Source organism: Paenibacillus sp. J5, from assembly GCF_054955055.1.
On the sequence record NZ_JBUEDD010000010.1, the window covers coordinates 228,003 to 244,082 of the forward strand.

General features: G+C 54.1%; 12 protein-coding genes. 4 read left to right on the forward strand and 8 right to left on the reverse strand.

What is annotated here, in order from left to right:
* Window positions 1-7 precede the first annotated feature (7 nt).
* Window positions 8-1,954 carry a sensor domain-containing diguanylate cyclase gene (locus ACY1JZ_RS19205; protein WP_462630521.1) on the reverse strand — a complete coding sequence of 649 codons (1,947 nt, stop codon included), beginning with the start codon at window positions 1,952-1,954 and terminating at the stop codon, window positions 8-10.
* Between the two features lie 447 nt (window positions 1,955-2,401).
* Here ACY1JZ_RS19205 and rpsD point away from each other — a divergent pair, with 447 nt between their 5' ends.
* Window positions 2,402-3,001: a 30S ribosomal protein S4 gene (gene rpsD, locus ACY1JZ_RS19210; protein ID WP_270172063.1), complete on the forward strand. Its 600-nt coding sequence runs from the start codon at window positions 2,402-2,404 to the stop codon at window positions 2,999-3,001.
* Window positions 3,002-3,352: 351 nt separating this feature from the next.
* Here rpsD and floT read toward each other — a convergent pair whose 3' ends face one another.
* Window positions 3,353-4,891, reverse strand: coding sequence for a flotillin lipid rafts scaffold protein FloT (gene floT, locus ACY1JZ_RS19215; RefSeq protein WP_270172065.1), 1,539 nt, complete (start codon window positions 4,889-4,891; stop codon window positions 3,353-3,355).
* A gap of 56 nt (window positions 4,892-4,947) precedes the next feature.
* Window positions 4,948-5,478: an NfeD family protein gene (locus tag ACY1JZ_RS19220; protein ID WP_462630523.1), complete on the reverse strand. Its 531-nt coding sequence runs from the start codon at window positions 5,476-5,478 to the stop codon at window positions 4,948-4,950.
* Window positions 5,479-5,736: 258 nt separating this feature from the next.
* Between ACY1JZ_RS19220 and ACY1JZ_RS19225 the strand changes: the two genes are divergently transcribed.
* A complete protein-coding gene (locus ACY1JZ_RS19225; protein ID WP_462630524.1) occupies window positions 5,737-8,880 on the forward strand; it encodes a transglycosylase domain-containing protein in 3,144 nt (1,047 codons plus the stop codon).
* A gap of 160 nt (window positions 8,881-9,040) precedes the next feature.
* On the opposite strand, the gene acsA is transcribed toward ACY1JZ_RS19225, so the two are convergent.
* A complete protein-coding gene (gene acsA, locus ACY1JZ_RS19230) occupies window positions 9,041-10,762 on the reverse strand; it encodes an acetate--CoA ligase (RefSeq protein ID WP_270172070.1) in 1,722 nt (573 codons plus the stop codon).
* A gap of 347 nt (window positions 10,763-11,109) precedes the next feature.
* On the opposite strand from acsA, the gene ACY1JZ_RS19235 reads away from it, so the two are divergent.
* Entirely contained in the window at window positions 11,110-11,742 is a 633-nt protein-coding gene (locus ACY1JZ_RS19235) for a GNAT family N-acetyltransferase (RefSeq protein WP_462630525.1), read from the forward strand.
* Between the two features lie 24 nt (window positions 11,743-11,766).
* Window positions 11,767-12,939, forward strand: a complete 1,173-nt coding sequence (locus ACY1JZ_RS19240) for an acetoin utilization protein AcuC (protein ID WP_462630526.1) — start codon at window positions 11,767-11,769, stop codon at window positions 12,937-12,939.
* 123 nt (window positions 12,940-13,062) lie between these two features.
* Here the strand turns inward: ACY1JZ_RS19240 and ACY1JZ_RS19245 are convergent, their stop codons facing one another.
* The 4 genes from ACY1JZ_RS19245 to ACY1JZ_RS19260 form a co-directional block, all read right to left on the reverse strand.
* Window positions 13,063-13,773: a 5'-methylthioadenosine/adenosylhomocysteine nucleosidase gene (locus tag ACY1JZ_RS19245; RefSeq protein ID WP_462630527.1), complete on the reverse strand. Its 711-nt coding sequence runs from the start codon at window positions 13,771-13,773 to the stop codon at window positions 13,063-13,065.
* Between the two features lie 118 nt (window positions 13,774-13,891).
* The gene (gene ccpA, locus ACY1JZ_RS19250; RefSeq protein WP_270172078.1) at window positions 13,892-14,896 is read right to left on the reverse strand and encodes a catabolite control protein A; all 1,005 of its coding nucleotides are present in this window, start codon (window positions 14,894-14,896) and stop codon (window positions 13,892-13,894) included.
* Between the two features lie 208 nt (window positions 14,897-15,104).
* The gene (ytxJ, locus tag ACY1JZ_RS19255; protein WP_270172080.1) at window positions 15,105-15,464 is read right to left on the reverse strand and encodes a bacillithiol system redox-active protein YtxJ; all 360 of its coding nucleotides are present in this window, start codon (window positions 15,462-15,464) and stop codon (window positions 15,105-15,107) included.
* Between the two features lie 117 nt (window positions 15,465-15,581).
* A complete protein-coding gene (locus tag ACY1JZ_RS19260) occupies window positions 15,582-15,995 on the reverse strand; it encodes a hypothetical protein (protein ID WP_270172082.1) in 414 nt (137 codons plus the stop codon).
* Between the last annotated feature and the right edge of the window lie 85 nt (window positions 15,996-16,080).

Genomic DNA, 16,080 nt, shown 5'->3' on the forward strand with positions numbered 1-16,080 from the left:
CTGCCGCTTAACCGACAAACACCCGGTTTCGTCCCGTCTTCTTCGCCTCGTACAATGCCATATCGGCACGATAGAACAGCGATTCAACGCTAATCTTATCATCCTGTCCCCGCCACTCTGATACGCCGCAGGAGACCGTGACCGTAGGTGTCGTCTGACCGCACACTCTCGCCCGGATACGTTCGGCTACTCTAGAGGCCTGCTCTGTCGTCACCTTGGGCAGATAGACTGCGAGCTCCTCCCCGCCCCAGCGCGCTGCAATGTCGCTGTCCCGGATGACAGAGCGGATAATGCCGCTTACTTGTGTTAAAATTTCGTCGCCCACCTGATGCCCATAGGTGTCGTTCACTTGCTTGAAATGGTCAATATCCACCAGCACCAGCGCCCCCAGCTCATCCTGGCGTTGCCTGGCCTGGATCTGCTCATCCAAATAATGCCGTGCATGAAGGCCGGTCAGATGGTCGGTGATGACCATTCGCCTCACCTCTGAATGCAGAGATGCATTCGTAATGGCCAAGCCAATATGAGTAGCCAGCACCTGCAGCAGCTTGTAATTGTCATAGGAGAAAAAGTGCGGCCTGCGATGGGTCAGCAAAATAGCTCCAAGCACCTCTGCATTGACCAGCATCGGCGTCGCAATCAGCGACTGCGAGTCGGTCAGATGCATGAGCTTGGACGATATAGCTGTTCGATCCGAATAATCCGAGACGATGAGCGCTTCCTTCGTCTTTAATATTTTGCCGCAAAAGCCGTAGTCTCCGGCAAATCGCTGATTTAGCAGCTCTTCCTTATTGGTAGACAGCACGACAAATTCGTTGCTTACCTTGTCGTACTGCAGCACACAGCAATAGTCCGCATGAAAGATCTGCAGCAGCTCCGCTGTAGCAAACTGGATGATTTCCTTCAACTGCAGCGACTGATTGAGGCGCTTAGTCAGTTCATTAATTAATTGCAGCTCATGGATCAATACATTGGACTGCTCATACAGCTTCGCATTCTCGAAGGCTGAGCCAGCCGTCTCCGCCAGCATGACGACATCCGGCAAAGCAGCCTCCTCCCAGCTCTCTTTGGCAATAGTAAGACGAATCACGCCATAGATCGCCTGCTTGCCCGCCATGGGCACGGCAATCAGGAGATCACCATTCTCCTGATCAAGCTTCATCGGCTTCCCGCCCAGAAACGAGCGAGCGCATATGTCATTGCTATGATGCTTAAAGCTTAGAAGCTGCACACGTACATGCACATTGGCGTAATCCTGAGACAAGAAGAGATCCACATGCGAGCTTGGATAGAGCAGCTCTAGCGAGTGCATAATTTCATTTAATACAGAGGTTACATTAATCTGATCGTGAAGCCGCTTGGTCGCCAGCAATAGCGCCTCTCTTCGCTGTGCTTCCTTCATCGATTGCTGCTGCTCAAGCATGAGCTGCTGTATATACATATGCTCCAGACGATGGAACAGGCAGGAGCGAAAGTGTCTGGCCACAGCTACAAGCTCCTCTGCCCGCAGCACCTTGCTCCCCCACTGAATCATCCCCAGCACAGCGATTGAGCGCCCCGTACTGCGTAGCCGAATAGGAACCGCTCTCAAGCAGGTGTTGACGATGATTACCCCTAGCTCGAAGGGCTGCCATTGCTGCTGGAGAGTGCCTGAGTCCTGCGCCTCCTGGACGATAGCCCGAAGCTGCTCCTTTAATGCCTCACCATAATAGGAGGCTTCAGTATCCTCCCCATTCAATTGCGACACTTCAGCACCGTTGCCATCAAACAGCACCGTTACATAGTTTCCGCCCAACCCCGGGATTTCTGTGCTCCATTGCTGGAAGCTCTCCTTCAGAAGATCTGGGCCCAAAGCCTCTGACCGATCATCCAGACCCGCGTATGAGCATGAATCATGCAACGGGCTGTTCAACACGAAGGTCTCGCCATCATGCGGGCGTATCTCTTCAGCCATACGCAGCACCCTGTTCCTTTCGTCTTCTCCATTAAATGAAAAATAGTTATAGAGATTACGATATAATATTATTAATCATACTTCATTTTCATGAAGAATGCACTAATCTAGTAGGGAAATAAAGGACTTTTGATGCATTGTTTACAATTGGGGAAAAGTGAATGTCGAAAATTATCGAATAGAAAGGAAACTTCTGCGGCAGGCGGTTTCCCTTGACATGCATACCTGTTTTCCTATAGAATTTATAGTTGGATAAAGGGTATAGAGTTTTGTGTCACCCTCATGGTTGTTTTGCTGATAGACCTGCGGCTGATGTGTCTGTCAGAGTTCTGTGAACTGTATGGTGTTGTCTGTTCCTGCTTGCAGGGGAGCTTCCCATCACCAATCCAACCGGCGAAACAGAGCCCCTTTTCAAACATTCCATTTGAAGAAGGAGTTTTTACGAGTATGGCACGTTATACAGGACCTAAGTTTAAATTAAGCCGTCGTCTGGGCATTTCCCTGAGCGGCTCCGGCAAAGAATTGAAGCGCCCGTTCCCTCCAGGTCAGCATGGCCCAGGACAACGCAAGAAGCTGAGCGGCTATGGCGTTCAATTGCAAGAGAAACAAAAACTGCGTCACATGTACGGTTTGAACGAGAAGCAATTCCGCAACCTGTTCGACAAAGCTGCTAAGCTGAAAGGTATTGCCGGTGAAAACTTCATGTTCTTGCTGGAAAGCCGTCTGGACAACCTCGTATTCCGTCTTGGCTTCTCCAACTCCCGTGCAGGTGCACGTCAACTGGTTGCTCACGGCCACATCACTGTTAACGGCAAGAAAGTGGACATCCCGTCCTACACCGTTTCTATTGGCGATGTAATCGGACTGCGCGAGCGCAGCCGCAGCCTGAAGGCAATCAAGGAAGCTTTGGAAGGACGCGTTCACATTCCAAACTACCTGGAGTACAATGATGCTGCAATGGAAGGCAAGTTCATCCGCCTGCCTGAGCGCGCTGAGCTGTCTCAAGAGATCGACGAGAAACAAATCGTCGAGTTCTACAGCCGTTAATTTTATTGTCTCCATCAAATCCAGCTCCTCCATGTGGGAGCTGGATTTTTTGTGTCCGTGTAGAGCTGTGTTGAGCTCCATAACGACAAGGTCATGGCATGAGTCCGCCACGACCCGCACCGCTCCACATATAGCACAAGGCGGTGCAGACTACTGCCCGCACCGCCTTGGATGTGTATGCAAACTCCGCAAGGAGCAGATGTTGCCGAATTTTTATTCCATGCCAGGCGCTTTTTCGCAGGCGTACCGGGGGGTACGCCTGCGAAAAGCAACGCAGCAGGGGGCGAAAAGGCGGGGATAGATGCCCTTATGCGGGTTTGCATACACGCCCTAGCCCCCACGTTACACTTTCTATCTGTCAGACGTCTCGCCCTCGGTACCTTGCGAGCGCTCTGCAGCCGTCTGTTGACCAGCAGGCGCCTCAAGCTGCACTGGCTTCGACGTTCTGCTACGGGTCAGCCCCTTGACCAGCTCCTCCAGGTCGATGCCGGATACGCTCTTGAGCATCTCAGGCGCTGTCGCCATCAGCTCCGTGACATAATTGCTCACGCGGGCAGCCCCTTCACCCTTACCGGTGTCCACCACCGTCAGCTTGTCGATGTTCTGGAGCGGTTCAGCCACCTTGCCAGCCAGCTCAGGCAGCATCTTCACAATAATGTCCAATACAGCCGCCTCGCCGAATTTCTCGAACGCCTGCGCCAGCTTTTCCTTCGCCTCGGCTTCTGCCAGACCGCGCAGCCGAATGACCTCCGCTTCGGCTGTACCTTTGGCGCGCTCAGCGTCCGCCACAGCCAGACCCTCCAGCCGCTTCTGCTCGGCGAGCGCCCGCGCTTCGGCCTCAATCTTATATTGCAGCGCATCGGCTTCACGCAGCTTGCGCGCCTTATCCGCCTCTGCCGCCTGCTCGACCGCGTAACGGTCGGCATCTGCCTTCTTCTTCACTTCCGAGTCATATTGCTTCTCGCGGCGCAGAATTTCCTTCGTCTCCAGATCAATCTGGCGTTCCTTGCGCACCAGCTCAATCTTCATCTGCTCCTCCACTACGGTCTGCTGCGCCTTGGCCTCCTGAATGGAGTACGCCTGGTCTGCTTCTGCGCGCGCTGTATCCTGATCGCGCTTGAAGGCTGCCACCTTCAGCTCCTTCTCCTTGGCTGCCTCAGCAATATTCGTATCGCGAAGCAATTCGGCCTTCTGCCCTTCCTCTTCCGCTCTCGCTTTTTGGATACGGGCATCCCGCACGGCTTCCGCCTCGGCAATATCTGCATCCCGCTTGACCATGGCAATGCGCGGCTTGCCGAGCGCATCCAGATAGCCGTGCTTGTCGCGCACATCCTTGATCGTGAAGGAGACGATCTGCAGCCCCATCTTCTTCAGATCCTTGGCCGCAACTCCTTGAACCTCCTGGGCAAAGCGATCGCGGTTGCGATAGACCTCCTCTACCGTCATGGAGCCGAGGATCGCGCGCAGATGTCCCTCAAGCACCTCCTGCGCCTCGCTCTTGAGCGCTTCTGTCGGCTTGCCCATGAACTGCTCTGCCGCTGTGGCAACATCCTCTGTCGATCCGCCAATCTTGATGATGGCCACGCCGTCGGCCATGACCGGAACGCCCTGCTCCGTGTAGACCTCCGGCGTCGACACATCGAGCTTGTGCGAGAGCAGCGACAGGAACTCCGCCTTCTGGAAGACGGGCAGGATGAAGGCGCCGCCTCCGCGCACGATTTTGATGCGTCGTCCCGTGTCATCCGTCAGCGTGTTTTTCGTCCCTAGGAACGAACCGGTCACCACCATCGCCTCATCAGGACTTACGGTCTTGAAGCGAGCCCAGAAGGCCAAACCTAATATGACAATGATACCAACGACGATTGTAGGAATAATAAGAAATTCTTGCATGAGTTCCATTCTCCCTTCATTCGAGCTTTTCTAAGACTGTTCGTGAAACACCATCATTACAGATCGATTCGGGACACCATCAGTGTGCCGTCCTTCACCTCTACCACGACAACCTTGGCCCCCAGCGGGATCGCCTCTCCATCATAGCTCGCCGCGATCTGACCCGATACGCCGGCAGCTCCGACCCTCACCAGCACCTCGCCATAGCCGGAAGGAGGAATCGAGACGAGCACCTCCGCCATCTTGCCCCCCAGCTCCTGCAAGGAATAGCCGGTCGAGTTCTCGCTGTTCTCCATCGGACGGACGTACAAGAAATAGACTGCGATCGCCAGCACGACTGCGATCATCGCCCCAAATACGAGCACAAGCCCCGTGCCTAGAGGCGTGTACCGCTCCAGCATCAGACCTGCACCGCCGAAGATGGTAATCGCGCTGACCAATGTCATCGGCTGCAGCCACGGCAACGCATCCCCGAACAGGAAATCAAGTGCGCCATCGGCCGCCTCGCTGATGACATCCCCCAAGATGATCGTGACCACGGCGTACACGATGCCTCCGCCAAGACAAGACCAGAATAAAAGCTCCATCCTCTCCCCCTCCTCCCAACAACAGGCTCCATCCATCCTGAACGCTACACTATACCTATACGGCGCAACTGCGAAAACGTTTCATTTATTTAACGTTTCATCCAGAATTCTATGGTTTTAGGCTTGATCAGGATTGTACTTCCCGCCTAATTCACTCCCCCCATCCTGTTAACACAATGCCAAGGAGAAGTCAACGTGCTGCGGGTTGGCGATTTATGTTATAATAAGGAGGCGATTTCAGAGGAGGAATACATAGTAATGAAAGACGACCGTAAAAAAGCTGCCGCAGGGCGCAACAAATGGCTCACCTTCGGTCTTATAGTATGGACAACAGTAAAATGGATTTTCATCTTCTGCCTGACTGCCGGTTTGTTCGCTGGCGGCGCGGTAACCGGCTATGTAGCCGCGCTGGTCAAGGAAGAACCCGTTCGTCCGCCATCGTTGATCGAAGAGAAGATTAATGAGAATGTGATTACCGGTTTTGCGTATTTTAACGACGGCTCGCCGATCGGACAACTGCGAACCGAGGAGGATCGGCGTCTGGTCGAGCTGAAGGATATTCCACAGCAGGCTATCGACGCACTGCTCGCGATCGAGGATAACAACTTTGACAAGCACGTCGGCGTTGATGTGAACGGTCTGGGCCGCGCCGTAAAGCAGAAGCTGCTGAACGAGGATACGCAGACCGGCGGCAGCACACTGACCCAGCAGCTCGCCAGACGGGTGTTCCTTAGTCTGGATGTGACCGATGCGCGCAAGGTCAAGGAAATATTTCTATCGCTGCGAATGGAGCGTTACCTGACCAAGCCGCAGATTTTGACTGCCTATCTGAATAAGATGCCCTTCGGTAATGGCTCCAATGGCTACCAGGTATTTGGCATAAAGGCCGCGGCCAAGGGGATTTTCAATATCAGCAATCTGAATGATCTGAACATTGCCCAATCCGCCTATCTGGCGGGCTTGCCGCAGTTGCCTTCCGTTTATTCTGCCTTTACAGGCAAGGGCGAATTTAACGAGAAAGGGTTTAATCGAGCCATTGAGCGGCAGAAGCGTGTTCTCGCTCGCATGCTGGAGACGGGACGGATTACGTCGGCTCAGTATTATGAAGCGCTGGAGTTCGATATGAAGTCATCTCTGGCCAAGCCAGCTAAGAAAGCATACGCTACCTACCCGTACTTGATGCTGGAGACGGAGCGCAAGGCTGCCGAGGCTTTGCTGCTGCATGAGAACACGAATCTGACCAAGGCCGACCTGTCCAAGCCAGAGAACAAGGAGTTATTGGAGGAAGCGCGGCAGAAGCTGCTCCATGGCGGCTACCGCGTCTATACGACGATTGACCGCAAGGCTTACAGCCTGATGCGGAACATCGCCGCCGACAAGAACAACTTCTCACCGGATTCGAAGGAGAAGGGTGTCGAGCAGATCGCAGCGATCATGATTAATCATAAGACGGGAGCGATCCTGTCCATGATCGAAGGCAGGGATTTCTATCTGGAGCAGATGAACTACGCCACCCAGATGACACGCCAGCCAGGCTCGGCGATGAAGCCGATCGCCGCTTATCTGCCAGCGCTCGACAAGGGGCTTGTACAGCCGGGCAGCATCATCGATGATGCTCCGATCGTGCTGAAGGATGGCGGCAAGGGCTACCATATTCCGAAGAACGCGAACAACTATTACAGCGGCCTGGTCACGGCGCGCGATGCGTTGAACCGCTCGCTCAATCTGCCGGCGCTCAAGCTGTTCCTGGATGAAGTGAAGATAGATAAGGCATGGGACTTCACGAAGAAGCTCGGCATTACAACGATCCAGGAGAGCGACTACGGTGCTCAAACCGGGGTCATCGGCGGCTTGGCGGTTGGTGTATCCGTCGAGGAATTAACCAATGCCTATGGCGCCATCCCGAACGGCGGGGTATTCAATGACGCCTATATGATTGAGAAGATTACAGATTCCAATGGAAAGATCGTCTATGAGCATAAGGCGAGTCCACAGCGCGTCTTCTCCGAGCAGACGGCGTTCCTGATGACGGATATGCTGCGCACCGTAATTAGCGCGGGCAATGGTACCGCTCATTCACTGGCCTCATCGTTCAAAAACTATAAGACCATCCCGATCGCGGGCAAGACCGGCTCGACCCAGAATTACGCTGACGTGTGGTTCATGGGCTTCAGCCCGGACATCACGCTGGGCGTATGGGCTGGTTATGAGAAGCAGATTCATGTGCTCACCACCAAGGATGCGCGTGCACGGGCGCGGACGATCTGGTCGAAGATTATGAATGACATTACTGCGGAGAAGCCGGAATGGTTTACAACAAGCAAATTCAATCAGCCGGAAGGCATTGTCAAAGCTACCGTATCTGGACTGAGCGGCAAAAAGCCGACGGCGCTGACAAACAAATATGTGACCGACTGGTTTAATAAGGAGTTTCTGCCTAAGGAGAGCGATGATGCGATCGTGAAGAAGGCATTCATCCGCTACAATGGCGTGAATTACATTCCGCAGTCTGCAACACCTAAGGATTTTGTGGAGGAGAAGACGGTATTCGTCCGCAAGAAGCCGCTGGATGAGCTGATGGACGAAATCTCGGCCGCCCTGCCTCGGATGCCGGCTGGCAGCAGGAAGCCGCTGAGCTACTATCTGCCACGCGATGCGAACAATGATGCTCCATCCAAGGTTGACCCGCGCAAGGACGATGGCAAGGCGCCTTCCGCTCCATCGGGAGTAACCATTAACGCTAACGGTGGTTCCGTCAGCATCTCGTTCAAGAGCAGTCCTGAGAATGATGTGGTCGGCTACCGGTTATACCGCTCCGCTGATCATACAACGTATCAGAATGCTGGCAGTGTCATTATTAGCGGGGATGACAATGTGTTCGTCAGCTCCATCGCAGGCGCCGGAGCATACAGCTACTATGTGACGGCTGTAGATGTGAGCGGCAAGGAATCTGCGCCGAGTGCTGCAGTATCCACCACAGCACCGAATCCGCCTATCGAGCTGCCGGGCAATCCAGAGACAGACGGGGGTAACGGTCAAGGCGAAGCACAGCCTAAGCCCGATCAGGGGACGCCAACGAACAACAACGGTTCAACCGAAGCTGGCGAGCGCCCAGACAACGGCGGCTCACCTGCCCATGCCAAGACACCTGCAGCGCCTACCGGGCTGAAGGTTGAGGCAACAGAGCTTGGCTTCAAGATTTCCTGGAATGCCAACGGCTCAGGCGATAAGGTGACCAAGTACAACGTGTATTATAGTGAGAATGGAAGCAAATATACGAAGATTGGTTCGACAGGACAGACCCGATTCGAGTATGTCTCACCAGCCAGCAGCGGATATTTCCGCATCTCGGCCTCGAATGACGCTGGCGAGTCTGGCACATCGTCTACTGTCAAGCTGTAGTCTTGCATGAAGCCTATACTCCCTGTCTGGATGATGAATCATCGGATGACAGGGAGTTTTTGTGTACGAGATTAATTTCATATGTACGATGCCACCAAATGAAGCAAGCCGGGCTGCCCATGCGGGAACCCGGCTTGCTTCATAATGCTGGAATGATGGATTAGTCCTCTATCGTCGACAAATCTCCAGTTGGCAGATTCAGCTCCCAGGCCTTGAGCACACGGCGCATAATTTTGCCGCTGCGCGTCTTCGGCAGCTTATCCTTGAACTCAATCTCTCGCGGCGCTGCGTGAGCAGACAGCCCTTCCTTCACGAACTGGTAGATCTCCTTCTTCAGCTCCTCCGACTCGGAGTATCCTTCGCGCAGCGAGATGAACGCCTTGATAATCTCGCCCCGCATCGGGTCCGGCTTGCCGATTACGCCCGCCTCCGCAACAGCAGGGTGTTCCACCAGCTTGCTCTCCACCTCGAAAGGCCCGACCCGCTCGCCCGCCGTGTTGATCACATCATCGATTCGTCCTTGGAACCAGAAGTAGCCCTCCTCGTCCTTGTAGGCGGAGTCGCCAGATACATACCAGCCAGGAATACGGAAATACTCCTCGTACTTGGATGGATTATTCCATATCTTGCGCATCATGGATGGCCATGGCGTCCGAATCGCGAGATTGCCCATCCGGTATGGAGGCAGCTCATTGCCGCTATCATCCAGGATCGCGGCCTGTATGCCCGGCAGCGGCTTGCCCATCGAGCCCGGCTTAATATCCATGCATGGATAGTTGCAGATCAACTGAGCGCCCGTCTCCGTCATCCACCATGTATCATGGATGCGCTGACCATAAGCCCTCATCCCCCACCGTACCACCTCAGGGTTAAGCGGCTCTCCCACACTCAGCACATGTCTGAGGCTGTCCAGCCGGTACTGGCCGATCACATCATTGCCGGCTCCCATCAGCATACGGAAGGCTGTAGGCGCGCTATACCACACGGTCACGCCATACTTCTCGATCGTGCTATACCAATCCTGCGGACTGAAACGGCCGCCGCGAACGACGTTCGTCGCTCCATGCAGCCACGGTGCGAATATGCCGTAGGAGGTGCCAGTCACCCACCCCGGGTCGGCTGTACACCAATAGATGTCATCCTCCTTCAGGTCCAGCACAACCCTGCCGGTATGATAATGCTGGATCATGGCGTTATGGACATGAAATACGCCCTTGGGCTTGCCTGTCGAGCCAGAGGTGTAGTGTATGAGCAGCCCATCCTCGCGATCCAGCCATTCCAGCTCTGCCTCCTGCGCTGCACCAGCCATCGCTTCCTGATAGGAGACGACATCCTCCAGGCCGCTCGTATCTCCGACAACAATAATATGCTTGAGTTCCGGCAGCTCCTGCCGCGGAATGCGTCCAAACAGCGAAGGCGTCGTAATAATCGCTACTGCGCCGCTATCCTGCAGCCGATCTCTCACAGCGGTCTCCATGAACGCCTCGAACAGGGGACCTGCTACCGCGCCGCGCTTGAGTACACCAAGCAAGCTAATATACAGCTCAGGGGTGCGCGGCATGAAGATGAACACGCGATCACCCTTGCCAATACCCAAGCCCTGCAGCACGTTGGCAAACCGGTTCGACTGCGAGCGAAGCTCTGCGAAGGTGTACTGCTCGTCTCTGGACGCATCGCTATAGTATAGCGCAACCTTCTCTCCTCTGCCCTCCTCGACATGGCGATCTATCGCCTCATGCGCTGCATTAAGCTTACCTGTCCGACTCCATGTAAATTGCTTCTCCACATCTTCAAATTGAAATTGCGCGTAAGTGTCCTCGTAGCTTCTCATGTTAGGGTCGGAAGCTACCGCTGCCAACCGCTCTTGATGCAGATTTTCCATGATTACCATCCTCTCCTGAGTCCCTCTCTGTTGCGTTCCCGCGTAGCGGCACAATCGCTGGGGCAATGTTAGAATACGCTTTCAAGATGTCTAATTCTATACGGCTGCCTTGCAATCGATCTTATCGGAGAGACTGCGAGGCCAGCCGGAGAAGCTATAGGCTGCGCAGCTTGCATCGGAGCTGCTACCATCGCCTGCGTGATTCATTGATTACGATTATAACATAGCCCAGTTCCAGACGGCTAGCGTGTGTTTATGCACTTCTCTCTATGAAGCCTTCCTTTACGCGGAGGTTATTTTTTGATACGCTTTCAATAGCGGCTATCTGGCAAGAGAGGAGCGGTATCGTGGAGCATCTAAAAATTATACACGAGCTGAATCTACCATCCCCGCAGGGCGATCTGGTCATCGAGGGCCCGGTGCCCCCGGAGCAATTGGAGCACTATGAGATGCATCCTGATTTGGATGCGTTCAGGCGGCCGAAGGAGCAGCACGCGGCTTTGGTGGAGATTGCGGCGCTGCCGGAGGGACGGATTATCCTTGCAAGGAACGGGCAACTGATCGTCGGGTATGTCACCTTTCACTACCCGGATGAGATGGAGCGTTGGTCTGAAGGCGGTATGGTGGATCTGGTAGAGCTCGGCGCGATCGAGGTAGCCAATGATTACCGGGGGCTTGGCCTCGGCAAGCGGATGATCCAGACGGCGTTCGCAGGCGGACAGCTTGAAAATATGATCGTGTTCACGACCGAGTACTATTGGCACTGGGATCTGGAGGGCAGCGGCCTCAACGTATGGGAATACCGCGCGATGATGGAGAAGCTGATGAAATCGGTGGATATGGTCTGGTTCGCCACAGACGATCCCGAAATTTGCTCGCATCCGGCCAATTGTCTGATGGTGAGAGTCGGTTCCCAGGTGCCGCTGGCATCAATTGAGCAATTCGACCGCGTTCGCTTCAAGCAACGGTTTATGTATTAAATGGTTAGGGGGGCATGATTACATATGGCGGCTAATGCGGTACTTGTTCACCATCCACAAGCGCTTCATTACAAATTCAACGAGCAGCATCCATTCAACCCGGTGCGGCTGACGTTGACGATGGATCTGCTGCGGCAGCTCGGAGCGCTGGATGAGCACCAGATGGTGCAGCCCGCTCCCGCACAATACGCCGATCTGTTGCGAGTTCATCGCAAGGACTATATCGAGGCGATTGCCGCGCTCAGCGCCCCTTCTCCAGCGCCTGACCTGCTTGCACAAGCGGGCCGATATGGCCTGGATTTTGAGGATACGCCGTATTTCTCCGGCATGCATGAAGCAGCCGCAGCGATTGCGGGCGGATCGCTGCATGCGGCAGAGCTGGTCATGTCCGGCCAGACCCAGCACGCGATGCATATGGCTGGCGGACTGCATCACGCCTTTCCCGAGCGCGGGGCAGGGTTCTGCATCTATAACGATACAGCCGTGGCGATTGCACATATTCGCGAGAAATATAATGCACGGGTATTGTATATCGATACGGATGTCCATCACGGGGATGGTGTCCAGTGGATGTTCTACAATGACCCGGATGTCTGTACCTATTCGATCCATGAGACGGGCAAATTTCTATTCCCAGGCACCGGCTTCGTCTATGAGCGCGGGGATGGCGAAGGCTTCGGCGCCTCCTATAACATTCCGGTAGAACCCTACACGGAGGATGATTCCTGGATGGAGTCCTTCACGACCACCGTGGAGAAGGTGGCAGCCGCCTTTCGCCCCGATATTATCATCAGCCAGCACGGCTGCGATGCGCATGCGCTTGATCCGTTATCGCATATCCATTGCAGCATGAGAATCTATCAGGAGATGCCTGCAATTATCCACCGGCTGGCTCATCACTATGCGCAGGGCCGCTGGGTCGCTGTAGGCGGAGGCGGCTACGACATCTGGCGCGTGGTGCCGCGTGCGTGGGCGCTCGTATGGCTGGAGATGTGCGGTCATCCGCTGCTGCGGACAGATCACCTGGAGCAATTGTCGATGCCCGAGGCATGGCGACAGCGCTGGACGCAGCAGGCAGATGACGAACTGCCCACATCCTGGCTTGACGATAGTGCAAGCTGGACGCCGATGCCGCGGCGCGCCGAGATTGCACGCAAGAACAGGGAGACTGCACTTATTGCTGTACAAGACTTGTAACGGTTAGAGATACATACAGCGCCGCAGCTTACGTGTCGATCCACGAGGCTGCGGCGCTGTATGTTGTGGTGCTGTATGTTGTAGTTTTATATGTATCCACTTATCCGCTGTTAGTGCAGCAGCCTAATGGGCTTGCTTGAGGCTCTCCAGCATCGCTTCAATGATCTGGTAGGAATGGGAGGATGCCTGAATGGTAAATTCCGCGAAGTTGACATGAGCCGAGCCGTCAGCCTTGTCCGACATCGAACGAATGACAACATACGGAATGTCATTCATATGACAGACTTGTGCTAACGCTGCGCCTTCCATCTCAGTTGCCATGCCGCCTAGCTGCTCATGCAGCTCCTTGACGGCCTCACGACTGGCGATGAATTGGTCGCCCGACAATATTTTGCCTGTGTAGTATCGTCCGTCAAACAACCGACGGCTCACTTGCTCGGCACATCGGATCAGCTCGACATCCGCCGGGAAATCCGATACCTCCTGATAAGGAATTACGCCGCGAGCAAAGCCGAGTGCTGTTACATCCATATCATGCTGCATACAGCTTGTCGAGATGACGATGTCTCCAATGTCCAGGCGGGGATCAAGCGCACCGGCTACGCCGGTGAACAGGATGCATTCCGCGCCGAGGTCAATCAGCAGTTGAGTGCACACCGCAGCGTTCACCTTGCCTACGCCGGATTTGGCAAACCACAGGTTCTGCCCCTGTAATTGTCCTTCGTAGAAGGTCATGCCGGCCTTCGTAATCGTCTGGCGAATCTCGGTGTGCCGAATGAGCAGCTCAATCTCTTCATTCATTGCACCGACAATGCCTATTGTTCCGTATGCCACTGTAGCTTCATCCCCCTTTGCTCCATTTCATGTACAACTGGGCAGCAGCCGCTACGAACGACTGGCGCCTAAGCGACAGCAGCTTCGCCGGCATCCGGCGAAGCTGCATACACAAGCATTATACCTGCTTGACAGACTGCCTGGAGATCAGCTCATGAGGCAGTACAACCTTGGAGTGCTCCACGCTCTCCTTCTTCATTAGCTTGGTCAGCAGTCGCATCGAGACCGCGCCAATATCATACATGGGCTGCGCTACGCTCGTAAGCTGCGGCCTCACCATCGATGCCGCGCGGCTGTTATCCACGCTAATGACCGATATGTCGTCCGGTACTCTCAGTCCAAAGTCCTGGATCGCATGGATGGCGCCGATCGCCATCTCGTCTGTCGCCGAGAATACAGCAGAAGGCTTGTTCGCCAGCTCCAGGAAATACTTCATCGCTTCAATTCCCGACTCGTAGCGATAGTTGCCTACACGAACCAGCGACTCGTCATAGGCCAGTCCCGCTGTCTCCAGCGCACGCTTGTACCCTTGGAACCTGGCGAAGCCGTTAGCCGGGTCCTGCAGCGTACCGCTGATCATCGCGATCGACTTATGCCCCTTCTCGATCAATGCTGTCACCGCATCAAAAGCGGCGGCTTCGTGGTCAATATCGACAGAAGGGATGGTACCCCGCTCATCAGTTGTTGCACACAGCACGATCGGCACATTGGCAGTCGTGAACGCTTGCACATGCTCATCCGTCACTGCGCCGCCCATGAAGAGCAAGCCATCGACCTGCTTCTCGAGCAGCGTGTTAATAACACGAATCTCTTTTTCTTTGCGTTTATCCGCATTGCACAGAATAATATTGTAGTGGTACATATTCGCAATATCCTCGATGCCACGAGCGACCTCGGCAAAGATCGAGTTGGAAATATCGGGAATCACGACCCCTACAGTTGTCGTCTTCTTACTCGCCAGACCGCGAGCCACAGCATTAGGACGGTAGCCAAGACGCTCGATCGCCTCGAATACCTTCTTGCGTGTCTGCGGTTTTACATTGGGATTGTTGTTCACTACTCGGGATACGGTCGCCATGGACACGCCGGCTTCCCTCGCTACATCATAAATAGTTACCGTCACGATCCTTCTCTCCAGTGAATTCGTATTTTTTGAAAAGCAATCTCAGGCCGAAATGATCTTTCAGAATTTTCACAAAATAATACAAGCATAGCAGGGAGCATCGTCGGCAAACCAATCGGCAGCAAAACAGCCTGTCCGCACCCTGCACCCAGTGAAATCCACTATATGGGTTTCTGAAAAAATCTCATTAAAATAATGATACGATAATTTATTGCTTTTCGCAATGTTCGGCAAGATGTTCTTCCAAGGAGGAGTACGTGATATTCCAGTGCGTCGCTTGCCACTTCACTTCGCCATCTGCAATGAGTATGGCCTGCGGCGAGGCATGCTTGACACCTAGCTGTTCTTCGATGACGTTAGAGACCGGACGATCCTCAACCACATGTACCAGCACAGTGTCGAATCCTCCCTGTGCATCCTGCAAATAACGAAGCAGCTCTGCATGGGCATCTGCGCTGACATTGCAGCGCGTACTATGCTTAAAGACAAGCAGCGGCTTGCTGGAAGCACCCTCATAAGCCTGATTCCATTGTTCTACTGTAGTTAGCTGTTGATATTGTTGTGCCATGTCTATAATCCCTCCAACGCTTTCATCTCATTCATGACTCTGCCCGTCCAACCATACCCCTCCTGCTTCATGGCCTGTCCACTTGGGTCTGTCCATGATGCAGCCAAGCGGCCGCGGCTATGTATGAATGGAACGACGGCTGATCTGCGAAAGCCGCTTCTGTATTTCTGCCATCCAGCTCTCATCGCCAAGCGACTGGGCAAGCAACAGCAGATCGAGCAGCTTGTTGACACGAGCCACTGCGTACTCCTCCAGCATCTGGTTGTGCGGGGTCTTCTGCTTTCCGTATACCTCGACCAACAGATCCGCCCATTCATTCCATTCATTAAACATAAAGGTCTGTTTGTCCGGCTTACTGCCAAGCTGTCCGATCAGTCCGGTCAGGTCTGGCTTCACTTCAGGCGATACCTCGTTCCGATTGCATGACGAACAAGAAAAAATTGGAACATTGTCAATCTCCACTTTGCCTGAATAAATAACCGTTCGTAATTTCATGGTCACTAATTCTCCGCAAGAACACCGTTTTTGCAAAATGGCCCACCCTCTCTATTATAACAGCGAAAATGAAGTATAAACAGTTTATGCCGTCTAAGACGGCCAGCCACGTTTTGCCCTT